General features: G+C 53.2%; 22 protein-coding genes. 19 read left to right on the forward strand and 3 right to left on the reverse strand.

All coding sequences use genetic code 11. From position 1 onward, the window contains the following. The first annotated feature begins 71 nt into the window (after nt 1–71). The 10 genes from AB1S56_RS00845 (at nt 72) to AB1S56_RS00890 (ending at nt 12,302) form a co-directional block, all read left to right on the forward strand. The gene (locus tag AB1S56_RS00845) at nt 72–1,358 is read left to right on the forward strand and encodes an adenylosuccinate synthase (protein WP_340871569.1); all 1,287 of its coding nucleotides are present in this window, start codon (nt 72–74) and stop codon (nt 1,356–1,358) included. 220 nt (nt 1,359–1,578) lie between these two features. Continuing rightward, nucleotides 1,579–2,280: a hypothetical protein gene (locus AB1S56_RS00850; RefSeq protein ID WP_340871571.1), complete on the forward strand. Its 702-nt coding sequence runs from the start codon at nt 1,579–1,581 to the stop codon at nt 2,278–2,280. A 141-nt stretch (nt 2,281–2,421) separates the two neighbouring features. Then, nucleotides 2,422–4,005: a M23 family metallopeptidase gene (locus AB1S56_RS00855; protein WP_340871572.1), complete on the forward strand. Its 1,584-nt coding sequence runs from the start codon at nt 2,422–2,424 to the stop codon at nt 4,003–4,005. Nucleotides 4,006–4,139: 134 nt separating this feature from the next. Beyond that, a complete protein-coding gene (locus AB1S56_RS00860) occupies nt 4,140–4,685 on the forward strand; it encodes a sigma-70 family RNA polymerase sigma factor (RefSeq protein WP_340871573.1) in 546 nt (181 codons plus the stop codon). Beyond that, nucleotides 4,672–6,078, forward strand: coding sequence for a hypothetical protein (locus AB1S56_RS00865; protein ID WP_340871575.1), 1,407 nt, complete (start codon nt 4,672–4,674; stop codon nt 6,076–6,078). Before AB1S56_RS00860 ends, AB1S56_RS00865 begins: the two co-directional genes overlap by 14 nt. Nucleotides 6,079–6,222: 144 nt before the next feature. After that, entirely contained in the window at nt 6,223–6,966 is a 744-nt protein-coding gene (yycF, locus tag AB1S56_RS00870) for a response regulator YycF (RefSeq protein WP_340871576.1), read from the forward strand. Beyond that, nucleotides 6,963–8,813, forward strand: coding sequence for a cell wall metabolism sensor histidine kinase WalK (gene walK, locus AB1S56_RS00875; RefSeq protein WP_340871578.1), 1,851 nt, complete (start codon nt 6,963–6,965; stop codon nt 8,811–8,813). The genes yycF and walK overlap by 4 nt, the downstream gene beginning before the upstream one ends. Then, nucleotides 8,813–10,510 carry a two-component system activity regulator YycH gene (locus AB1S56_RS00880; RefSeq protein WP_340871580.1) on the forward strand — a complete coding sequence of 566 codons (1,698 nt, stop codon included), beginning with the start codon at nt 8,813–8,815 and terminating at the stop codon, nt 10,508–10,510. The genes walK and AB1S56_RS00880 overlap by 1 nt, the downstream gene beginning before the upstream one ends. A gap of 36 nt (nt 10,511–10,546) precedes the next feature. Continuing rightward, nucleotides 10,547–11,323, forward strand: a complete 777-nt coding sequence (yycI, locus tag AB1S56_RS00885; protein WP_340871582.1) for a two-component system regulatory protein YycI — start codon at nt 10,547–10,549, stop codon at nt 11,321–11,323. A 172-nt stretch (nt 11,324–11,495) separates the two neighbouring features. Further along, a complete protein-coding gene (locus AB1S56_RS00890) occupies nt 11,496–12,302 on the forward strand; it encodes an MBL fold metallo-hydrolase (RefSeq protein ID WP_340871583.1) in 807 nt (268 codons plus the stop codon). On the opposite strand, the gene AB1S56_RS00895 is transcribed toward AB1S56_RS00890, so the two are convergent. Beyond that, nucleotides 12,271–12,498 carry a hypothetical protein gene (locus AB1S56_RS00895; RefSeq protein WP_340871584.1) on the reverse strand — a complete coding sequence of 76 codons (228 nt, stop codon included), beginning with the start codon at nt 12,496–12,498 and terminating at the stop codon, nt 12,271–12,273. The two genes, AB1S56_RS00890 and AB1S56_RS00895, sit on opposite strands and share 32 nt — an antisense overlap. Before the next feature lie 115 nt (nt 12,499–12,613). On the opposite strand from AB1S56_RS00895, the gene AB1S56_RS00900 reads away from it, so the two are divergent. The 4 genes from AB1S56_RS00900 to rlmH all read left to right on the forward strand — a co-directional run bounded on the left by AB1S56_RS00900 (nt 12,614) and on the right by rlmH (nt 15,330). Continuing rightward, a complete protein-coding gene (locus AB1S56_RS00900; protein WP_340871585.1) occupies nt 12,614–13,951 on the forward strand; it encodes a S1C family serine protease in 1,338 nt (445 codons plus the stop codon). Nucleotides 13,952–14,296: 345 nt separating this feature from the next. After that, nucleotides 14,297–14,464, forward strand: a complete 168-nt coding sequence (locus tag AB1S56_RS00905; protein WP_340871586.1) for a CxxH/CxxC protein — start codon at nt 14,297–14,299, stop codon at nt 14,462–14,464. A 151-nt stretch (nt 14,465–14,615) separates the two neighbouring features. Then, complete coding sequence (locus tag AB1S56_RS00910; RefSeq protein WP_340871587.1) at nt 14,616–14,783, forward strand: hypothetical protein; 168 nt, start codon at nt 14,616–14,618, stop codon at nt 14,781–14,783. Between the two features lie 67 nt (nt 14,784–14,850). Then, nucleotides 14,851–15,330 (forward strand): 23S rRNA (pseudouridine(1915)-N(3))-methyltransferase RlmH, encoded by a 480-nt coding sequence (gene rlmH / locus AB1S56_RS00915; RefSeq protein WP_340871588.1) that lies wholly within the window; start codon nt 14,851–14,853, stop codon nt 15,328–15,330. Between the two features lie 435 nt (nt 15,331–15,765). Here the strand turns inward: rlmH and AB1S56_RS00920 are convergent, their stop codons facing one another. Next, entirely contained in the window at nt 15,766–16,572 is an 807-nt protein-coding gene (locus tag AB1S56_RS00920) for a hypothetical protein (protein ID WP_340871589.1), read from the reverse strand. A gap of 318 nt (nt 16,573–16,890) precedes the next feature. Here AB1S56_RS00920 and AB1S56_RS00925 point away from each other — a divergent pair, with 318 nt between their 5' ends. From AB1S56_RS00925 to AB1S56_RS00940, 4 genes are all read left to right on the forward strand, one after another. Next, on the forward strand, nt 16,891–17,517 hold the full coding sequence (locus tag AB1S56_RS00925; RefSeq protein WP_340871590.1) for a type 1 glutamine amidotransferase family protein: 627 nt from the start codon (nt 16,891–16,893) through the stop codon (nt 17,515–17,517). Nucleotides 17,518–17,569: 52 nt separating this feature from the next. Further along, complete coding sequence (locus AB1S56_RS00930; RefSeq protein ID WP_340871591.1) at nt 17,570–18,514, forward strand: YafY family protein; 945 nt, start codon at nt 17,570–17,572, stop codon at nt 18,512–18,514. Nucleotides 18,515–18,630: 116 nt separating this feature from the next. After that, on the forward strand, nt 18,631–18,870 hold the full coding sequence (locus tag AB1S56_RS00935; protein WP_340871592.1) for an AbrB/MazE/SpoVT family DNA-binding domain-containing protein: 240 nt from the start codon (nt 18,631–18,633) through the stop codon (nt 18,868–18,870). A gap of 1 nt (nt 18,871) precedes the next feature. Beyond that, nucleotides 18,872–19,141 carry a type II toxin-antitoxin system PemK/MazF family toxin gene (locus AB1S56_RS00940; RefSeq protein ID WP_340871593.1) on the forward strand — a complete coding sequence of 90 codons (270 nt, stop codon included), beginning with the start codon at nt 18,872–18,874 and terminating at the stop codon, nt 19,139–19,141. A 354-nt stretch (nt 19,142–19,495) separates the two neighbouring features. On the opposite strand, the gene AB1S56_RS00945 is transcribed toward AB1S56_RS00940, so the two are convergent. After that, nucleotides 19,496–19,966 carry a MarR family transcriptional regulator gene (locus AB1S56_RS00945; RefSeq protein ID WP_340871594.1) on the reverse strand — a complete coding sequence of 157 codons (471 nt, stop codon included), beginning with the start codon at nt 19,964–19,966 and terminating at the stop codon, nt 19,496–19,498. 144 nt (nt 19,967–20,110) lie between these two features. Here AB1S56_RS00945 and AB1S56_RS00950 point away from each other — a divergent pair, with 144 nt between their 5' ends. After that, nucleotides 20,111–21,082, forward strand: coding sequence for an aldo/keto reductase (locus AB1S56_RS00950; protein ID WP_340871595.1), 972 nt, complete (start codon nt 20,111–20,113; stop codon nt 21,080–21,082). Nucleotides 21,083–21,425: the final 343 nt, after the last annotated feature.

The raw sequence follows: 21,425 nt of genomic DNA on the forward strand, positions 1-21,425 counted from the left end.
GAACGTGACTGTCGCCGCAAGACGGTAATTTTCGATGCACATGAACGCGCATCGGGCACGGGGGTATGTTTATGTCTACGGTTGTTGTAGTCGGCACGCAGTGGGGAGACGAAGGAAAAGGCAAAATTACCGACTTTCTCGCAGAGGGAGCTGACGTTGTTGCCCGTTACCAAGGAGGCAACAATGCGGGACACACCATTCTCATCGATAATAAGAAATATAAGCTGACGATGATTCCATCGGGCATTTTTAACCATAACAAAACTTGCGTCATCGGCAACGGGATGGTCATTAACCCGCAAGCGCTGATCGACGAAATTAATTATATTCACGATAACGGCTTCTCCACGGACAACCTGAAAATCAGCGATCGCGCGCATGTTATTATGCCGTATCATCTGGTTCTGGACGCGCTTGAGGAGGACCGCAAGGGCGACAACAAGATCGGCACCACGCGCAAGGGCATCGGTCCATGCTACATGGACAAGGCAGCCCGCAACGGCATCCGTATCAGCGACCTGATGGACGCTGAGGAATTCCAGGCACGCGTTCGCGCCATCATGGTGGAGAAAAACAATCTGATCCAGCAAGTATACGGCGGCGAGCCGCTGGATACGGAGCAGGTCATTCGCGATTACCTGGGTTACGCAGAAGTGCTTCGTTCTTACGTAACAGACACATCCGTCGTGCTGAACGACGCGATTGACGAAGGCAGAAAGGTATTGTTTGAGGGCGCGCAAGGCGTCATGCTGGATATCGACCAAGGCACGTATCCGTTCGTAACGTCCTCCAATCCTTCCGCAGGCGGCGTATGTATCGGCTCCGGCGTAGGTCCATCCAAGATTCAGCAGGTTATCGGCGTAGCCAAAGCCTACACGACACGTGTCGGCGACGGTCCGTTCCCTACGGAGCAGGACAATGAGGTGGGCCAGCTGATCCGCGACAAGGGCCATGAGTACGGCACCGTTACAGGTCGTCCGCGCCGCGTGGGCTGGTTCGACACGGTTGTTGTGCGTCACGCGCGCCGTGTGAGCGGGATCACAGGCTTGTCCCTGAACTCGCTGGACGTATTGACGGGTCTGGACACGGTGAAGATCTGCACGGGCTACAAGTACCGCGGCGAGATTATTCATCACTACCCAGCCAGCCTGAAGATGCTGTCGGAGTGTGAGGCGGTATACGAGGAGATGCCAGGCTGGTCGGAGGATATCTCCGGAGCGAAGAAGCTGGAGGATCTGCCGCAGACTACGCTGGACTATGTCAATCGTGTATCGGAGCTGACGGGCATTCCAATCGCCATCTTCTCCGTTGGCCGCAATCGCGAGCAGACGAACCCGGTTCGTCCCATCTACGAATAATATTCATAAGCTGCAAAGAAGCCGTTCCTCCAGGTCGAGGGACGGCTTCTGTCGTTATATTTCCTGCTAGACTGGGAGTGCCCGCGCTGATGCCTGTAATTATTTTCATCCCCATCCTCATGAATGGAATGCTTGCCACTATCGTTGACCATAATGGTAGAGAGAAGAGTGGACTGGCGTATAGAGAGGATCGTTATTTCGGGATAGGAGATGGTTCATCATGTGGAGAGGTCTAGCGTGGATCAGCAGGCTGGTGGCTGCAGGGCTTATTATCAGCTTTCTGTCGATTTGGACGACGGGATATATTGTAACCAGCTATGTAGAGACTCTATTGAAGCAATTCCAGCTTCCAATAGAAGTGCCGCCTATGGCTATGTCGGGCGTATGGGGGCATCTGTGGGGCAGTGATCCGTTGCTCGTGTCCGATGTAGACGGGCGGGAAGCATTGACAGACAGTCGTATAGAGGAGGGAGCCGACTCGGCAGAGCAGCCGGAGGCGGAGGAAGCGTTCAACTCGATAGAGGACGGAGGAGCGCCGTTAACGGACATCGGGGGCGGAGCAGGCAGTCACGCGACAGGAGCAGGCGAAATCGGTGGAGGCAGCTCCGTAGAGGAAGGCACGGCTGGCGGGAGCACGGCGCATGGCGATGATCACGGCTCGATAGAGGGTCTGGACGGCACGGAAACGGCGGTGACAACCGACGAGATCGAAGCGGCCAAGGAGGAGATGAGCGAGGCGGACAAGGCCCAATTGTTCGAGCTGCTCATGGCAAAGCTGCCGCAGGAAGCGTGGCAGCAGATATCCTCCTATGTCGAAGGCGGCTTGACGGAGCAGGAGTTGTCCAGCGTCCAGCAGATCATGGCGCAGCATCTCGACGACACGGAGTATCAGCAAATGATGGAGATTCTGAAAAAATATTAATATTACGTTATGAAGGCAAAGGTTGCCCCAATAATTAACGCTGTGTTAAAGTATTAGGCGAGTGATCCGACGGGAGAATTCGTCTTTTTTCATGTTCGGAGCATGCAAATCTCTCGGTAAGAGTGCGAAAAGGAGACTATCATGACCGTTTTCAGGGACATGAGTCGTATGAAGAAGGTATGGGAGCAGGCGACCCGGTACTTCAAGCGTACGCGCTCGCAAGATTTGAAAGAGCAGCAAGAGGCGGCAGAGGTGATTGTGTCTCAACCGCTGTGGCGCAGGAGGTCGACTCAGCTTATAGGCGGAGCGGCGGTCCTCGTAACGGTTGCCGGCATCATTGGCTACCAGCAATATACAGATTATGTAGAACGCAATACATTCGAATTCTATCATGTATATATAAACGGTGAAGCAGTAGGAACAGTAGGTGCGCCGGAAGAGGTCGACCGCTTGATCGCGGCGGAGACGGCGGAGATGGGGCAAGCCAATCCTGAGATCCATATGGTGCTGGATACGGGCGAGATTACATACGAGCTCGACAGCGGCTTCAAGGTGGTTCCCGAGACAGAGACGACATTATCGAAGCTTGAGGGCTTGTTCACGACTCACGCGCTTGGCGTGGAAGTGAAGATTGACGGCAAGCTGATGGGCGTCGTGAAGGATCAAGCTACGGCGGACAGCATCCTGCAGCGCGTGCAAGCGAAGTTTGCACCGGAGCTCGCAGCTGCAAGCAAGAGTGTAAAGTCCGTTACGACATTATCTTACACACAAGACGGCAAGGTTGAACCATCCGGCGAGGAACAATCGACGGAGCTGACGGAGCCGGGACGCGTCGTGACAGAGGTGGACTTCGTCGAGGAGGTCCAAGTAACGAGCGTCGATGTGGAGCCTTCGGCAATTGCTGAAGGCGAGGATATTTACAAGAGAATTATCGAAGGCAGCACGAAGCCAACCAAATATATCGTACAAGCCGGTGACTGTGTCGGCTGCATCGCGCAGAAATTCGATATCTCCCCACAAGTCATCTATGAGAACAATCCGTGGATTGTGGATGACAAGATTACAGTCGGGGACGAGCTGGACTTGACGGTGCTCATGCCAGAGCTTACCGTACGCACGGTCGAGACGCTGGTTGAGCTGGAGAGCATCGCGCCGCCCGTGGAGGTCCGCAAGAATGACAAGGTCCGCGTGGGCGAGCAGAAGATTATCCAGGAAGGCGTCGATGGCACACAGCGTCTGACGTATCGCATTGAGAAGCAGAACGGCTACGTGATGGCCGAGGAGCTTGTGAACAAGGAAGTTGTCTTAGAGCCGATTACCGAAATCGTCGAGAAGGGCACGATGGTCGTGCTGGGTGAAGGCACGGGCAAATTCATGATTCCGGTGAAGAACTACCGCATCACCAGCACATACGGCCAGCGTTGGGGCCGCCTCCATAGCGGCATTGATTTCGTCGGCAGCTCATCCATTCTGGCTTCCGATTCCGGCAAGGTCGAATACGTCGGCTATCGTACAGGAACGGGCAAGACGATTGTCATTAACCATCAGAATGGCTACAAGACGTTGTACGGCCACTTGAAATCGTATAGCGTAAGCGAAGGCGACAAGGTTCAGAAGGGCGACAAAATTGGCGTCATGGGCAACACGGGCAACTCGACCGGTACGCATCTGCATTTCGAAATTCACAAAAACGGCGTTGCGCAAAACCCGATGAAATATCTGTAAGCAGCTATTATGTATAACGATCATTTATAATAAGACGCAAGAAGCACAGCCTGGCATTTTGGGGTTGTGCTTTTTTTGCCTATATAAGGAACCTATCGCTGACATGCGGTGTCTAATTGGTGAGAGGTGATGGGATGGAGCAGGATTACTGGAGATACGTTGCACGGTTTACCCCGGAGACGCTTGGGGAGCTGATGAAGCAATATGGCCAAGAAGTATGGAACTATGCCTACTGCTTGACGGGTCGAACGGATCAGGCGGACGACATCTCGCAAGAGGTGTTCCTTAAGGTGCTTCGAAGTACAAACGGATTCCGCGGGGAATCGTCGATACGGACATGGCTGTTTGCTATTGCTCGTAACTGCGCCATTAATCTGCGAAGGTCCGCTTTTCTAAGACGTGTCACGCTTATGGACCTAGTCGAGCGGCGAGAGCTGTCACCTTCAGCCGAAGCTGAGGCAATGGCAAATGTATTCGCCGATGATTTGTGGGAAACGGTAATGGCTCTGCCTGCCAAATATCGCGAGCTTCTCGTACTCGACGCCAAATATGAGATGACGCTCAAGGAGATGGCTCAGCTGACGGGGTTGTCGCTTGGGACGGTCAAGTCACGACTGTCGCGCGCAAGGCGCAAAGCCGCTGAGGCTTGGGAAGGAGGAGACGCGTATGAGCGAGCCTAGACCGGAGTGGTATAAACGTTTGAAGCAAGGACCCTTCCGCGAGCCTTCATTCACGGAGGAGCATATGCAGAAGATTATGATGCGCGGACGAAGCGGCGGGAGCGGAAGGGGACATTTCGGGGTTTATAGGTGGCTAGGATCAGCTGTGGCTGTGGTTGTTGTGCTTGCCATTCTTATAAATACTCAGCTTATATGGCGGTTGGAGAAGGAGCCAGTGCATGCTGTGGTAACGGAGAAGCCGGAGCCTACCCCTGCTCCGACGCCGACGGAGGGCCCACAGCTCACCAGCGAACGGCATTATGTGAAAGGAGCGGCAGAAGCATATGAGGAGCCAGATTATTTTCCCATGAATGAGCCCGTGTTTACGGTACAGCCAGGCATGAAGCTTGAGGTCATGGAGATCAAGGCCGGCTTCGCACGCGTAGAGCGGGACGGGGAGTCAGGATGGATCAACGAGTGGTATCTCACAGCGGATTCAGAAGATCGGTCGGTTACAACGATAGAGCCTTATGTGATGCTGATTGGTCAGCCTATATCGATCCGATCTCACCCTGGGGGTAATGAATGGCCTCCATACAGGCTAGAGCCTGGCAAGGTTGTTCGTGTAATGAAGGAGTATGAGAATTGGGTCAGTATAGACATCGTAACCTATGATCAACCATTTGGAGGCGAGATGTGGGTAGAGAAGGCAGAGCTGGACCCTTGGCATCCCGATCTGGCGAAGGAAGGTATCCTCCGCCAGGGAGCGATGGTGTTCAATGAGGATGGCAGCACGGAGGAGCTTTCCCTCTTCAATGTGGTAATGGTGGAGGAGAAGCTGAGCAACGGACAATATCGGATATCTGCGCCAGGGGGCTTGAACGGGTATATGGATGCGCGGGACTTTGTGCCGAATCCGTTCCTGGCGGAGAGCGAGATGCTGCGACTATTATCCTCGGCCATGCAGGAGCGCTGGCAGATGACATCCGCAGAGATGGCGAATTATGAGGCGTTCGCGGCAGACCGTGATCCGAAGAGACTGCGGGGACTGTCGCCCATTGAGATCTTTCGGTATTATGTACAGGCAGAGGAGAAAGGCGATTTTGAGACGTTATATGCGTTGTACATGGACGATCCCGGGCATGGTGTTCCCGACTATGCGACGTATAAGGAAGACATTCCGCGTTATGAAGCGGAGTTGGAGCGGATCTGGCAGAAGTGGGCGAAGCTGAGAATGGGGTATCGTCTGACAGAGGAGTTAGAGCTAAGCGACAAGGACCACGCCCTGATTCGAATAACGCCTGTGAAGGTTGGCGATCGAAGCGGGCAGGCTGTCTCCGAAGAGGAGTACGGCTTCCAATTGCTCCGGAGCGGGGACGGCATTTGGAAGGTTGCTTGGATGCCGATGCAGTAGGTTCATTGGCGGGACCCATGATCATCATCATGGGTCCTCTTCTTATTGTGGCCAGCCAGAATGAGGGAAGTTTCACTGTGTAGCCAACATCGCAGTATGTTAAAATAGGGACATGACTTAGCATAATCGACGGGCGGTGGAACGATGCACGGGAAAATACTGGTGGTCGACGACGAACAACCGATCGCGGATATATTGAAGTTCAATCTGGAGAAGGAAGGTCATCAGGTGATCTGCGCCTTCGATGGCGGAGAGGCGGTCCGTCTGGCCTTCGAGGAGCAGCCGGACCTCATTCTTCTGGATCTTATGCTGCCGGTGAAGGACGGCATGGACGTCTGCCGCGAGGTGCGGACGAAGCTGCATATGCCGATCATTATGCTGACGGCCAAGGATACGGAAATTGACAAGGTGCTTGGCCTGGAGCTGGGCGCTGACGATTACGTCACGAAGCCGTTCAGCACCCGCGAGCTGCTCGCCCGGGTGAAGGCGCATCTCCGCCGCCAGAATAAGAGCGGACAAGCTGATGGCGCGGATGGCGGGGCGCCTCAGGAGCAGGAGCAGCAGGGGCTGCGCCTGTTCAATCTGTTCATCGACACGAACATGTATGTCGTGTACAAGAATGGCGAGCCGCTGGACCTGACGCATCGGGAGTTCGAGCTGGTCCATTATATGGCGCGCAACAGCGGCAAGGTGATGACGCGGGAGCATCTGCTGCAGGCGGTGTGGGGCTTTGAATATTTTGGCGATGTGCGTACGGTGGACGTGACGATCCGCCGCCTGCGGGAGAAGATCGAGGATGATCCCAGTCGGCCGGAATACATAATGACGCGGCGCGGACTTGGCTACATGATGCGCAATGCGAAGTCGGGAGGCTTCGGTTACGGATGAAGGGAAGGAACTTCTTCCGCACCATTCAGGTGAAGCTTGTCATTATATATTTGCTGCTCATTCTCGTGGCGATGCAGCTGATCGGCGTGTACTTCATCAGCACGGTGAAGAACTCGCTCATTACAAGCTTCACCAACAATCTGAAGGAGCAGGCCGGCATGCTGGCCCAGTTCTCCGCGCCCAGTCTGCTGCCGAAGCTGGAAGCGGGCGACGATTCTGCCGTCAACACGACGGAGGATCTGAATCTCGTGGTGCGTAATCTATTCAGCATCAGCGGCGCAGAGGTGCAGGTGCTCGACGCCAACGGCACGGTTGTCGCGACATCGCTGCAGGTGCATCAGAGCTACATTGGGCAGAAGAACAAGTCGCTGGCGGTCAGCCGGGCGCTGCAGAACATTCCCGATAACGAAGAGGAAATTATTGACGAGGACAATACGCGCAAGAAGATGATCGCTTTGCCCGTTACCTATAACGAGAAGGTTGTCGGCGCTGTCTATGTGGTCGCCTCCATGACGGACCTGTATGAGACGGTGAACCGGGTCAACCAGATTTTTTTCTCGGGGACGCTGATCGCGCTTGGTCTGACCGGCGTGCTGGGCATTCTGCTGGCGCATACGATTACGAATCCCATTCAAGGGCTGACCCGGCAGGCGGAGGCGGTTGCGGATGGGCGGTTCGATCTGAAGGCGCCCGTGCTGGGGGATGACGAGATTGGACGGCTCAGTATGGCGTTCAACGAGATGACGATCCGGCTGAAGGAAGCGTTGTCCGCGAATGAGGAGGAGAACGAGAAGCTGGTGTCGGTGCTCTCCAATATGAGCGACGGAGTGGTAGCGGCGGATGAGCGAGGCGTCATCATCGTCTGGAACCGGCGCGCGCTGGAGCTGCTGGACGCGGAGACCTTCCAGGATGTGAAGCTGTCGGAGCTGCTGGAGCTCTCGCCGGAGAAGATGGCGGAGCTGCAGACGGGTCGCGGGCGCACCCTCCTGATCAAGCGGGAGCCGACTGATCCCGCGCTGCGAGGCGCGGAGCATGAGGGCAGCCTGCTGCGCGTCACCTTCACGCCGATTCACCGCAGAGGTAAGGGCATGACGGGCACGATAGCGGTGCTGCAGGACTTCACCGAGCAGGAGAAGCTGGAGCAGTCGCGCCGGCAATTCGTCGCGAACGTCTCCCATGAGCTGCGCACGCCGCTCACCACGATCAAGAGCTACGCAGAGGCGCTTGGTGATGGAGCGCTGGAGGAGCGTGAGCTGGCGGAGCGGTTCGTGGGGGTTATCAGCAACGAGACGGAGCGGATGATTCGGCTGGTCACGGACCTGCTTCATCTGTCGCGCTTGGACTCCAACCAGGCGCCGCTGCGCCGCCGCCAGACGCAAATCCACGAGATGCTGGACGAGGTGGCGGACCGGTTCTCATTCCAGCTGCGGCAGAAGTCGATTGGCGCGACCGTACAGGTGGAGCGCGGGCTGAAGAAAGCTTGGCTGGACCGCGACCAGATTGATCAGGTACTGGATAATCTGATCTCCAACGCGATCAAATATACGCTGGACGGCGGCACGATACAAATCGCCGCTCGCAAGGCGGGAGACGGAAGCCTGCTGGAGATTAGCGTCAAGGATACCGGCATCGGCATTCCGAAGAAGGACCTGACGCGCATCTTCGACCGATTCTACCGGGTGGACAAGGCACGCTCGCGCAATATGGGCGGGACGGGTCTGGGCCTGTCGATTGCCCGGGAAATCGTGAAGGCGCACGGCGGCACAATCGCGCTGCATTCCGAGCTGAATGAAGGCACCACCGTGTCGTTCACGCTGCCGCTGCTGCAGGAAGGGGGCGAGGCGTAATGATGGAGAAGGCGAAGACGGGCATTCTCATTGTGATGGTTGCCCTCAGCCTGCTGCAGAGCTACTTGCTGGCGTACAGCATGCCCGGTCTCGGCGCGGCGGTGCGAAGCGAGCAGAACTACGTGAACGCAGAGCCGCTGGGGACGGCGTCGAGCGTGGAGGGCGTTATTTTTCCCGATGAGCTTATTCTTCACAAAGGCGGGGACAAGCACACGGTTATCTATCCCGGCACGCAGTTCTACGAAATGATCCTGAATCAGCGTATCGTCGGCCGGGAGTTCAAGGGCTTCCAGCGCAGCACGGCGGCGATTCTGAATTGGGACGAGGTACGTAAGAACGACATGGGGATTGAGCTTCGTTTTGCCGAGGGGATCTCCATTGAGCTGCTGCAGAAGCTGCTGAAGCTGGAGGGCGATCTCCTGTTCCTGAATGAGAAGATCGACAACATCTGGATTCTGAAGACGGAGGGAACGGAGGAGATCCGGACGTTCTTCTTCAGCAGCGAGGAGGACGTGGTGTACGAGTCGGTGCGGGCCGATCTGACGGTGCGCGATGTTCAGGACTATGTCGGCTTCGGCGAGCATCTGCCGGAATACCGGATGACCGCAGACGGGTTGTATATCCCGGCCGAGCCGTTCATGGCGACGGAGATGATCTTCCCGTTCGAGACGTATACGCCGGAGCAGATGCAGCGAAGCCTGTTCTTCGACTCCAGTACAACGCGGGCGTTCGTGGACCGGAGCGGCTCGCAGATCTACACGGACGGCAAGCGGGGACTGAAGGTGGAGCAGGGCGGTATGTGGATTAACTACACGAACCCGGCCGCAACGACCAGCGGCAATACGCCGCTAAGCGAGAATGTGTACGCATCGGTCGATTTCATCAATCAGCACGGGGGCTGGGACGGCACGTACCGGCTCATGAGCGCGACGCCTGAGGATGAGCAGAAGCATGTCACCTTCCGAAAATATATCGAGCAATACCCCGTGGTCGATTCCACGGTGTTCCAATACGGGTATATGAGGCTGACGCTGCAGAAGGGCGTCGTGACGGAATATGCGCGCTCGCTCATTACGCTCGGCTCCCGCACGGAGTCCAGGACGCCGCGCTGGCTGCAGGGCGGCAGGACGCTGGAGGAGATGCTGGAGCGGTATCCGCGCCGCGGCGAGGTGACCGCGCTGTTCCCGGCGCTGAAGTCCGTCCTGCTGGAGAATGCTCGGATGATGTTCGTGCCGGTCTGGGTCGTTCGGCTTGCCGGCGGCACAGAGGAGGTGCTGCTGGAGGCGTACCCGGCAGGCTATGAGCCTCCGCCGGAGCTGCCGGCGGCGACAGAGCGGACCCAGCAGACGGAGGAAGCGGGAGATACGGGGAGGGGCGGCCAAGCTGGCATTGCGGCTGCTGCTGCCGGGCTCGGCGGGCGGCAAGCAGCGGCCATAGCGGAGCAGGATAGGGAGACAGCGGCTTCCTGGGCTGGAAGCGGTGGCGATCCGCAAGGCGATGTGCCGCAGCCTCCCGCAGTCTCGGGAACGGGGAGCGGGAATGATGTCAGGGAGGATGCCGACCCCTATAGGCAGCAGGAGTCGATCGTGGCGTGGACGGACGACGCGAAGCAGGAGCAAGCAGTGGATGAGGAAGCGTCAGCGCTTGACGAAGGACCGGCGGACAATCGGACGCAGAACGGGTCAGCGCTGGAGTAAAGGGCTGATGAACAGCGATGAGGGAGGTGTGTTGGGGTGGATTGGGGCAGAGCCAAAAGCGTATTGATCATCTCGTTCCTCATGCTGAACGTGCTGCTTGGCTATCAGCTGTGGGTCGACATTCGGGAGCAGCTGAATGCCAATGTTAATTCTGCGGAGCTGCCGCCGGACAAGGTGCAGCTGATGAACCAGAAGAGAATATCGATCTCGGCGAATACGAATCTGCCCGTCAGCACGCCCAAGCTCAGCGATCTGTCGTATCTGCTCAAGGCGGACAGCCGCAAGCTGGAGAAGCCTGCGCTGCTGGAGAAGCCGGTGGACAGCGCGCTGATCTTCTCCAAGACGGAGCTGATTCGGGGGCTGGAGGAGCAAATTCCGGATATCGCGTCGTATACGTTCGATCTTCACAGCAGCTCGGAGAGTGTCGCTGTCTTCCACCGGATGGTGGAGGGACGGCCGATGTTCAACGTGAAGCTGGAGCTGTACATCAGCAATTTGAAAATTACAGGCTTCAGGCAGGATCGTGTCGACGACATTAAGCTCGGCGAGGAGCAGCAGGTCATTCCGGCGGCGAAGGTCGTCGCCTCCTTGATTGAGACGTATCTGGAGCCAGGCTCCGTGATTACGGATATTCAGCTGGGCTATCACGGACAAATCTTCGACTCCGAGGAGCAGGTGTCCGCGCCCTCCTGGCGCGTTATGCTGGAGGATGGCGAGGTGTTCTACGTTCATGCCATCAGCGGCGAGGTGGCGACGGACGGCAGCAGCGACCAGCTGACTGTTGGTCCGTCCGGGGTGCCGGTCGGCGAGTAGAGTGCTAGAGTGATGGAATGGAAGCATAGAAGAGGAAGAGGCTGGCCTGGTCAGGACAGCATTGGTCCAATGCTGGACCAGCAGGCAGAAAACAACAGAGGCAATTTGCGCTCTGCAGAGGTACAATGGGGATAGCAAGTACAGCGTGGCAAGCGGGAGAGGACTGGACGTTTTGGGACTTCGATTTACGGTATTGGCCAGCGGGTCGACAGGCAACGCGACGATCGTGCAGGGCACCGAGAAGACGGTAATGGTGGATGCGGGCTTAAGCGCCAAAAAACTGGAGGAGCTGATGCGCGAGCGAGGCGTCGCCGGTCATGAGCTGGACGGACTGTTCGTCACGCATGAGCATTCCGATCATATTAAGGGACTTGGCGCTTTCGCGAGAAAGTACGAGCTTCCGATCTACGCGAATGAAGCGACATGGGCGGCGATGGAACGGCATGTCGGTAACATAGAGGCAGAGAAGCGGGTTGTGATGGAGACGGGAGAGAGTATGGACTTCGGTCCGCTGCGCGTGCAGTCGTACCCCATCTCGCATGATGCCGCCGAGCCGGTAGGCTACACGTTCGAGGAGCATGGCGAGAAGCTGAGTCTGGCAACGGACCTTGGTTATGTAAGCGAGAGGGTCAAGCGGCAGATTATCGACTCCGACGTGCTGGTGCTTGAATCCAATCACGATACGGAGATGCTTCGCATGGGGCGTTATCCCTGGAACATCAAGCGCCGCATCCTGAGCGATGTAGGCCATCTGTCCAACGTGGCGGCGGGCGAGGCGCTGATCGAGCTGATGACGGACCGCACGAAGCGGGTGTATCTGGCTCATCTCAGCCTGGACCATAATCAGATGGACCTGGCTATGCTAACCGTCAATTCTATATTGGAGAATCACGGAATATTTTATAAGCAGGATGAGTTTCCGCTTCGCAAGACGTTCTATGATCGGCCTACGCCATGGGATGAAGTGAGGCGGAAATAAGAGATTCCAGCTGCTCGTCAAGCGCTTCGGCCTTGGCCGCAAGCTCCTCGCGAGTGATGATGCCCTTGTCTACGAACAGCTCCAGCATGGCGCTCAGCGTTAGCACGGTGCGATAGTGGTCATCCTTCAGATCGGCGAGCTTGGCGGCTAGCTGAACGTGCTCCCAGACGGGAGAGGGCTTGGCATTGGATTTCATCAGAAATATCGCTCCTTTGGCTTTGAATCTATTATTATTGTAGTCAATTCTTCCGAAAACATTCCTAGATGATGAATGTAGCCTAAGTTCCGCAGCAAGGAGAGGAGCGTTTCCGATGAGCATTTTCGATGACGATTTTTATTCGACGAAGGTATCGAGACGAACGGTACGCAAGAGCCGGCGTGAAGACGGCAGCCGGATGTCCTCCTTCAGCGGAGACCGCAGGTGGTCCAGCCTGAGGATCGCCCTCGTGTCTTCCTTCACGAGCGCGATAGCGGCCACCGTGTTGTTCGGACTGTTCATGGGCGGCTTTGGCCTGGACTTGGGCGGCGGCGGCGGCAAAGCGCCGGGGAATGCGGCAGTGTCGGCCGATCCATCGGAGCGGACGATCAATGCGACGGCGAAGGTGAGGCCGGCCGTGGTCAGCGTTATCAACGAGCAGACCTTCGAGCTGGGCCTGGGCGGAGAGCTGCTGGAGGAAGGGGCGAAGGGCTCGGGCGTGCTGCGTGAAGCGGGCGTTGGCTCGGGCTTTATTATACAGAAGAAAGCCGGCAGGGCGTTTGTGGTGACGAACTACCATGTCGTGGCGAATGCCGAGAAGGTGAAAACCGTGCTAACCACCGGCGAGGTGCGGGACGCGCGCGTCGTTGGTCTGGATCAGATTACGGATCTGGCGGTGCTGGAGATTGACGCCAAAGGGATCGACACGGTTGCGGAGATCGGCGATTCCTCCGCGCTGCAGGCGGCTGAGTTCGTCATGGCGATCGGCAATCCGCTCGGCATGGGCGAATCCATTACGATGGGCGTGGTCAGCGTCATCAAGGAGACGGTGCCGGTATCGCTGAATCAGAACGGCGTGATCGACTGGGAGCAGGAGGTCATACGCGTCGATGCCGCAATTAACCAAGGCAACAGCGGAGGGCCGCTGATCGACCTCGACGGCCGTGTGGTCGGCATTAACAGCATGAAGATTGCCGACTTCGGCGTGGAGAGCATCGGCTACGCCATTCCGATCAACAACGCTATGCCCATCGTGGAGAGCTTGATGGAGAAGGGCTTCGTGCCTCGTCCGTATCTCGGCGTCTATACGCTGGATCTGGCGCAGTATTGGGAGCAGCAGGACCTGGAGGAGCTGTACGGTGAAGAGGGCAAGAAGGACCGCTCCGAGGATAAGGATGGTCTGGAGGGCTCCGCTGGCGACATTAAGCTGCCCGACGAGGTGCTGTCGGGGGTGATCGTGCTGGAGGCTGTTGGACCGGCGCTGGATGCGGGCCTGCAATTCAACGACGTCATCGTGAAGCTGGATGACAAGCGGATTGGCAGCACGATGGAGCTGCGGAAGTATCTGTACGAAGCCAAGTCTGCAGGCGACGAGCTTATCGTGACGTATTACCGTGACGGCAAGCAGCAGACAACGAAGCTGAAGCTTGGGGAGACCGGAGCGGAGGAGTAGGGCTTGTGGAAAACAAAAAGCCGGGAAGGCGCTTGTGGGCGCTGTTCCTGGCTTTTTTTTGTGATGAGATGGGGGTGGGGGCTTGGGGGGCTGCTGTCGCGGATGGCGGAGAAAAGCTTGGTTCAGGTGCTATGACGGAAATTGTGGATCGGACCATTATAATCGGGGTCCTTTTTATACACATTATGAGAACAAGGAAGCGCTGCTGGGCGAGGTGTGGAGCGAGCTGATTGAGGGGAAACCAGAATCTAGGAGGAAAAAGGTTCACAGCCATCGACATTTTCTGCTATTCTGGACATAGACGTTAAGACTTATAACTAACTGTAGAATAGGAAGCGAAACCATATGTATTGTGTATGCAAACCGTGTATTGAACATGCTTTGGAACGATTCGTGGACGAATATGAGGACGCCCCGGATGTGGTCGACCTGAAGGAGACGCAGTTCGCGGACTGGGACCCTCCGAGAAAATGTGATTTCTGCGACGCGGCGGCGGAGTTTTTGGTCGTTTAGAGGATGGGGCGAGGTCGGGGCTTGGGAGAAGGAGTTGCGATAGAAAGAATAGTGAATGAAATGAACGTGAAAGAAAAACATGAATGAAGCAAGAGTGAATGAAGCAGCTGTGAATGATACGAGCGTAAAAGATGCAAGAGTGTAAGAAATCGTGAAAGAAGCAAGCGTGAATAAAACGAACGTGAAAGAAACAGATATGAATGAAACAAGCGTGAATGAAGCAGGCGTGAATGAGACAGACGTTAATGAAACTACCTTGAATGAAACAAACGTGAATGATAAAAATAAATACGCGAATGAAAATCAAAGCAAAGAATGAAAAGATTTCATGCCATGTCGTCGGAGAGAGTCGACGATTAGGCTGAAGGATAGAGGATGGGTCGGCTATGCATATTCAGATTGCGACCGTAGGGAAGCTGAAGGAGAAGTACCTGGTACTTGGCATCGCGGAATATGCCAAGCGTCTCGGGCCTTACGTGAAGCTTACGCTCACGGAAGTGCCCGATGAGAAGGCGCCGGAGACGATGAGTCCGGCGGAGGAGATGATTGTTCGCGAGCGAGAGGGGGAGCGGCTTCTGGCGCAGCTGAAGCCGGACGCCCACGTCATCGCGCTCGCGATCGAGGGCGAGCTCTGGTCCAGCGAGGATCTCGCGGACCAGCTCGATAAGTTAGCCACATATGGGCGGAGCCACGTGGCTTTCGTCATTGGCGGGAGCAACGGGCTCGCTCCCGTTGTCTTGAAGCGCGCCCAGCAGAAGCTGAGCTTTGGGCGCATGACCTTGCCGCACCAGTTGATGCGGCTGGTGCTGGTGGAGCAGATTTATCGGGCGGTGAAGATCAATCGGGGGGAACCGTATCACAAATAGTGGTAAAGCGGAAAGTTGAGTTAACCATTGCGATAACTACACTAGAAGTTCAAAGGGGGGGAATAACCCAGTGATTTGAGAGGATGTACTTTTATAAAATGGGTTGACTTTCACATAGGCACATGCAATAATAAGAACAAACGTTCCTATTTATTTTCAAGTGTATCATCTTTTGTTCTTTTGCATAAGATATATCTAAGGACGCGGCAGGTCACATTGAGCGCAAGCTCCTTAATATGTGGCAGTTCCCAGTTGGGAACGGGCTCCTCCCGCGTCTGATCGAGGCTTGACATTCTAAGCAGTAAACTTTATTATTTAATCTAGGCGGCAGGTCACATTGAGCGATGAGCTCCTTTCTTGTGGCAGCACTCAGTAGAGTGTGGGCTCCTCCCGCCCTCGAACAAAAAGTTAAAGTAGCCTATAGGCTACTTTTTTTTATTGTGGTATGAATATGTGCTTATAGTTATCCTTGTTTGTGTATGGATGATAAAGTAGCCCTTTCCAATCCCATTTCGGAAATTGATAGTAGCAAGAGTCCACAACATTTTTGAAGCTTCTATAGTATGAGAAATTTGATGTGGTACAAGAATAAATACCATAGTCTTTATTACATACTTTACAAGCAGTGCTTACATTATCTTGATAATCTGTCAATGAGCGAAGCGTAACACCAGACATAAAATCGGATAAGCCGAGGATTGAATGTGTTTCAGGATTAATCCACTTAGGTTTTGAATGTCTTGGGTGTTGCCCAGTTTGATATCTGGAGACGCTAGCAATATATTGTCGCAACGATTCTTGAGCTAGGGTGTCGGTATTACGGTCAATAAATAATTGAGCTCTGGAATTGGTTGACTTAAGAAATACGGATAATCGTTTAAACATTAATCCGTACAAATAATTCATGAATTTTGTTCTGTCTATCATCCCAGCACCATTAGTTTCATGTTTGTTACATATCACTTGGGATACGATGTAGTTAGGACCGTGATTGTCGATACTACGAAGGAATTTACTAATAATTTTATCGTCTTTCTTTTGTGCTGATGAAAGTTTTTTCCACTCAAGTGGAGCTTTCATTCTCAACACTTTATATTTATAAGTATCAATAGTGTTTACAAGCGAATTTACATCTTGTTCCAAAACGAGCACAGAAGTTACTATATAGAAATGGGAAGATCCAGGTATCCACGGTATGCCTTTATCTCCTGATTCTTCACAGAAAATATGCCAATTTGCCATTAATATTCTCCTTAACATTTGCCTTTCTTTCAATTATAGTGTGTTACCAAAATCTAGGCAACAAATAAAGTAAGAGTATAGAACCAAGAATGCAAAACGCTTTACCACGGACTTGAACTGAACCGTATCATAAATGAACCGAATTTTATAATAATTAACGCACCACTTTGAGTGTCTACCCATATTATGCGACCCCCAACTTCAACAACTTCGCTGACAGTAGATGTCAGTGAAGTTGTTTTATAATGATGACAATCATGAATTACCGATGGATAGTTGGGATCACTTGATGAATCGTACAATAGGGAGAGATTGCAAATGAAGAATACGGTATATCTTTATGTGTTTGACACAATGGCAGACTGGGAAATAGGTTACTTAACGGCCGAACTGAACTCGGGAAGGTATTATAAGAAGGGGCTGGCGCCCTCCAAAGTAGTTACTGTGGCAGTGGAGAAGACACCTGTAACGACAATGGGCGGATTGAAAATACAACCTGACATGAAGCTGGATGAGTGCAGCATGGAAAGCATAGATGCATTGATTTTACCCGGTGGAAATACATGGACAGAACCCATTCATCAGCCCATCTTAAAAACCGCTCAGAGGTGTTTAGAGGAGGGTATACTGGTTGCAGCGATTTGTGGCGCAACAATGGCACTTGCCCAGGCAGGATTGCTGAATGCACGCCCGCATACAAGCAATGATCTGGAATACCTTAAAATGATCTGTCCCACTTACACGGGTGAAGAGTATTACAGAATGGAGTCTGTTGTTACGGATGGAAATCTGATTACTGCATCTGGAATAGCTCCATTGGAGTTTTCTGTACATGTCCTGAAAGCTCTAGGCGTGTTTTCTTCACAAGCATTAGATGCTTGGTATAGTCTTAATAAGACTCAGGAATCCAAACATTTCTATGAGCTGATGAATGCCATTCAGTAATCTTGAGAAAAGGAGGGGGCTTCCGATAGCGAAATGGGATAACATGCTTTCAATGCTTTGGATACTTAGAAGCGGAAGGAAGCTCACCGCCACACAGATCGCGGATAGCTTGGAGATCAGCGTTCGCACCGTGTACCGATATATCGACGCATTATGCGCCAGCGGTGTGCCGGTCGTTGCGGAATCGGGCCATGACGGAGGCATTCGTATTCTGGAAAGCTTCAAGGAGACGCCATTGTTCTTCAACTCTGTAGAGGTGAAGGCGCTTGTGGATGCGTTTAAATTTGCGCAAGGCGCTGGGTATCCATATACAGAGGAGCTGGAAAGCGCGTTGAAGAAGGTAGAGAATGGGCTGCGCGAAGAGCAGCGCCACGAGCTGTTTCTTGGGTCAAATGGCTTGGATGTGATTGCTCCGTCACGTCTACCTTCCGTCGTGCCGGTGTTACGAGACCTAGAGCAGGCGGTGAAGGACGGATTGACGGTTCGCATCACCTATCGCAACGCGAATACGGAGCAGGACGACGGACGAGAAGTTGATCCGTACGGGCTGGCTTACGACCGCAACGAATGGTACGTTGTCGGGTTCTGCCATCGTTCACAGGCGGCGCGGACGTTCCGCGTGGACCGCATCGCGTGGCTGGAGCTGACTGAAGCACGGTTCGAAAAGCCGGAGCGTTTCTCCGCGTCCGTCTATTTCCGTGACCAGTCCGAACGAGAACGGGAGGCAGATGGACCACTTACGCTCATCCGCATCGAGGGAGATCCCGACACGCTTAACGCGGTTTGCCGCCACTGGCATATGCGCCACTATTTGACGGAACGGACCGATCGGGAGGCGCGGTTTCTGCTCGACGTCTCGACGATGAACAAGTACCTTCCGATGTATCTCATGACGTTCGGCACAGCCATTCGCATTCGGGAGCCGCTGGAGCTGAAGCGTCAAATTCAGGAATTGGCCTATGGTATCGCCCAACATTACGACGAAGATTCCGATTGAGCTTCACTGACAGCGCCAAGGTATCACTTTCAACTTTGTTGTATATACTTGTGTATACATGTCATTGGGGGTGTGATAAAATGAGCGAAAGGAACCGAAAAGAGGGAGGACTCTTCATGTCGACTACTGTACAGAAGTGGGGCAACAGTCTAGGCATTCGTATTCCCAGCCAGATAGCCGAAAGGATTGCGGTCACCCAAGGGTCGGAAGTTGACTTGGTTGTGGGTGATGATCATTCGCTCATCGTCATACCCAAGAAGAAAAAGCCGACATTAGAAGAATTGTTGGCCCAATGCAAGCCGGAAAATCGCCACGACGAAATGGATTTCGGTGTAGAAGGGAAGGAATTGCTTTAGAATGAGTGCAGACCGAGGAGATCTAGTATGGATAAACTTTAATCCCCAAGCAGGTCAAGAACAAGCCGGGAGAAGGTCTGCGATCGTACTGTCGCCAAAAGCATTTAATGAAACGACGGGTTTTGTTTCGGTTTGCCCAATCACTCATACAGTCCGAGGCTGGGGGTATGAAGTGCTGCTCCCGAGTGGTTTGGTGTTTAACGGGGTCATTTTAACCGATCAGATAAAAAATCTGGATTGGCGGGCTGGGCGAATGGATATCGTCGGATAAGCCCCGAATGAAGTCGTCAATGAGTGTTTAGACAAAATACACACATTTTTGTAGCGAGTCTCTTTTTAGGAGCTGGCTTTTTTACCACAATAGAATTTATAAGTTTTCGAGCATTCGAAACGGAAATTCTATTTGGCGATAAATCCTACATCTAAACGCGGTCGCTCATCTCTGAAAGGCCTCGATAGAGGATTTCTCATTCCAAGCCTACATGTTGTGTAAGATGTTCGACTTGGCTTCCGTAATCAACTACTGCCTCTGGCTTAGCGATCACAAGTAACCGCAAATTTTTTAGGTGAGGGCCTTGGTTTGCAGAAAGCAAAGACCCCCTCCGGTGGCTGGGGGAAGGGGCGGTCAAGCGGATGGATCTTCATATGATGATGAAGGTCCTGTTTTTGTTTTTTCTGCCAGTCTAGTAATTGACTCCACGTCTTGGTCGGCTAGTTGTTCTAGAAAATGCTTCCGTATTGCCTTTGCAACAATGGGATGAGCTTCATCCAAAGCTGTGTTTCCGGCAGATGTAATGATGACTTCAACTCCACGATCTGTGTCTAGTGGTTTCCTCAAAACAAGTCCCCGTTTTTCCATGCGTGTTAGATGATGTGACAATCGGCTCTTATCCCAGTCCATCGAGTCTGCTAATTCCTGTTGGCGAAGCTTGCCGTTACCAAACTGGACTAACCGGTCTAAAATTCCAAAGTCACCCTCAGATAGTCCGGTGTGTTCGGACATGTCCTTTACAACACGACCAAAGATTCTTTTGAAGGAACCTTTCCACATATCCCATAGTTGCATTTCCTGTTCGTTCAGTTCGTTCTTGTCCATACGCCCATTTTAACATTGTTGACACGTCAACCACAAGGTGTTAGAGTGGGTTTAGGTTGATGCGTCAACCAAGATAATCAGTAGGCCCTGCACTGATGCTGCAAGGAAATGTCTTACTAATTTAATGAAGGAGTGTGTCATGGAATGGAATATGTGAAACTTGGGCGTTCCGGTTTGGATGTCTCGGAAATATGCCTTGGCTGCATGAGTTTTGGAGTACCTGAACGAGGCAACGCCCCATGGTCTCTGAATGAGGAGCAAAGCAGACCGATTATTAAAAGGGCACTTGAATTGGGAATTAATTTTTTTAGTACCGCCAACATGTATTCCGACGGAACAAGCGAAGAAATTGTCGGGCAAGCATTAAAGGACTTTGCTCGTCGTGACGAAGTCGTCATTGCCACCAAGGTATTCGTTCCGATGCGCCAAGGCCCAAATGCAATGGGGCTTTCTCGTAAAGCGATCATGACCGAAATTGATAAAAGTCTAAGTCGGCTCGGAACGGACTACATTGATTTGTACCAGATTCATCGTTGGGATCCTCATACGCCGGTCGAAGAGACAATGGAGGCCCTTCACGATTTAGTGAAAGCGGGGAAGATCAGATACATCGGAGCATCTTCCATGTTAGCATGGCAGTTCGCAAAAGCTCAGCATGTTGCGGTGAGCAATGGTTGGACACGGTTCGTTTCCATGGAAAATAGACTTAACTTACTCTATCGGGAAGAAGAAAGAGAAATGCTCCCCCTTTGCAAAGATGAGGGAGTTGGTGTCACGCCATACCTGCCTTTGGCTGCAGGACGGCTAACCCGAGAGTGGAATGAGCAGACCTTACGTTCCGAGAAGGACCATATAGCTAAGGCATTATTTGAAAAAACGGAAGAGGTTGATCGTAAAATTGCGGGAAGAGTTGCGGAGGTTGCCGCTAATCGAGGAGTTTCACGCGCAGAAATTGCACTGGCATGGTTGTTACAAAAAGAGGAGGTCACAGCACCGATTATCGGTTCGACCAGAATCAGCCATCTAGAGGATGCCGTGTCGGCGTTATCGGTCAAATTGACAGCGGAGGAAATCGTGAGCTTAGAAGAGCTTTATGTACCGCACCCGCTCGTTTGAAATCGGTGTGATCCCAACCTGCGCGGAGAACCGTATCATAAATGACGAAATTGTCGAGTAGGATGCTTTTAGAAAAGCTTTTTGAAGGGTATAACGACTAACATTCAAGTTAAAGCTATTAACACTTTGAAAAATAGAGGTGTTCATGCATGAATGTTGTTTGCCCTTCATGTAAGAGAGAAGTGAAAATTAAAAAGAATGGTAATGGACGATGTGTTTGCGGGGCTAATATAAAAGTGTTGAGCTAGCCTAGAGAGAACAAAATAGATTCTATGTTTAAAAATGCATGATTTTTTTAACATAGATATGGACATCATCAGTTTAATGTGCAAAAATCTTGTTA

It is taken from the genome of Paenibacillus sp. PL2-23, assembly GCF_040834005.1.
Taxonomy (GTDB): Bacteria; Bacillota; Bacilli; order Paenibacillales; family Paenibacillaceae; genus Pristimantibacillus.

Coding starts and splice junctions, on each gene's coding strand:
- AB1S56_RS00845 (WP_340871569.1), top strand. CDS start 72: ATGTCTACGGTTGTTGTAGTCGGCACGCAGTGGGGAGACGAAGGAAAA.
- AB1S56_RS00850 (WP_340871571.1), top strand. CDS start 1,579: ATGTGGAGAGGTCTAGCGTGGATCAGCAGGCTGGTGGCTGCAGGGCTT.
- AB1S56_RS00855 (WP_340871572.1), top strand. CDS start 2,422: ATGACCGTTTTCAGGGACATGAGTCGTATGAAGAAGGTATGGGAGCAG.
- AB1S56_RS00860 (WP_340871573.1), top strand. CDS start 4,140: ATGGAGCAGGATTACTGGAGATACGTTGCACGGTTTACCCCGGAGACG.
- AB1S56_RS00865 (WP_340871575.1), top strand. CDS start 4,672: ATGAGCGAGCCTAGACCGGAGTGGTATAAACGTTTGAAGCAAGGACCC.
- yycF (WP_340871576.1), top strand. CDS start 6,223: ATGCACGGGAAAATACTGGTGGTCGACGACGAACAACCGATCGCGGAT.
- walK (WP_340871578.1), top strand. CDS start 6,963: ATGAAGGGAAGGAACTTCTTCCGCACCATTCAGGTGAAGCTTGTCATT.
- AB1S56_RS00880 (WP_340871580.1), top strand. CDS start 8,813: ATGATGGAGAAGGCGAAGACGGGCATTCTCATTGTGATGGTTGCCCTC.
- AB1S56_RS00895 (WP_340871584.1), bottom strand. CDS start 12,498: ATGAAATCCAATGCCAAGCCCTCTCCCGTCTGGGAGCACGTTCAGCTA.
- AB1S56_RS00900 (WP_340871585.1), top strand. CDS start 12,614: ATGAGCATTTTCGATGACGATTTTTATTCGACGAAGGTATCGAGACGA.
- AB1S56_RS00905 (WP_340871586.1), top strand. CDS start 14,297: ATGTATTGTGTATGCAAACCGTGTATTGAACATGCTTTGGAACGATTC.
- rlmH (WP_340871588.1), top strand. CDS start 14,851: ATGCATATTCAGATTGCGACCGTAGGGAAGCTGAAGGAGAAGTACCTG.
- AB1S56_RS00920 (WP_340871589.1), bottom strand. CDS start 16,572: ATGGCAAATTGGCATATTTTCTGTGAAGAATCAGGAGATAAAGGCATA.
- AB1S56_RS00925 (WP_340871590.1), top strand. CDS start 16,891: ATGAAGAATACGGTATATCTTTATGTGTTTGACACAATGGCAGACTGG.
- AB1S56_RS00930 (WP_340871591.1), top strand. CDS start 17,570: ATGCTTTGGATACTTAGAAGCGGAAGGAAGCTCACCGCCACACAGATC.
- AB1S56_RS00935 (WP_340871592.1), top strand. CDS start 18,631: ATGTCGACTACTGTACAGAAGTGGGGCAACAGTCTAGGCATTCGTATT.
- AB1S56_RS00940 (WP_340871593.1), top strand. CDS start 18,872: ATGAGTGCAGACCGAGGAGATCTAGTATGGATAAACTTTAATCCCCAA.
- AB1S56_RS00945 (WP_340871594.1), bottom strand. CDS start 19,966: ATGGACAAGAACGAACTGAACGAACAGGAAATGCAACTATGGGATATG.
- AB1S56_RS00950 (WP_340871595.1), top strand. CDS start 20,111: ATGGAATATGTGAAACTTGGGCGTTCCGGTTTGGATGTCTCGGAAATA.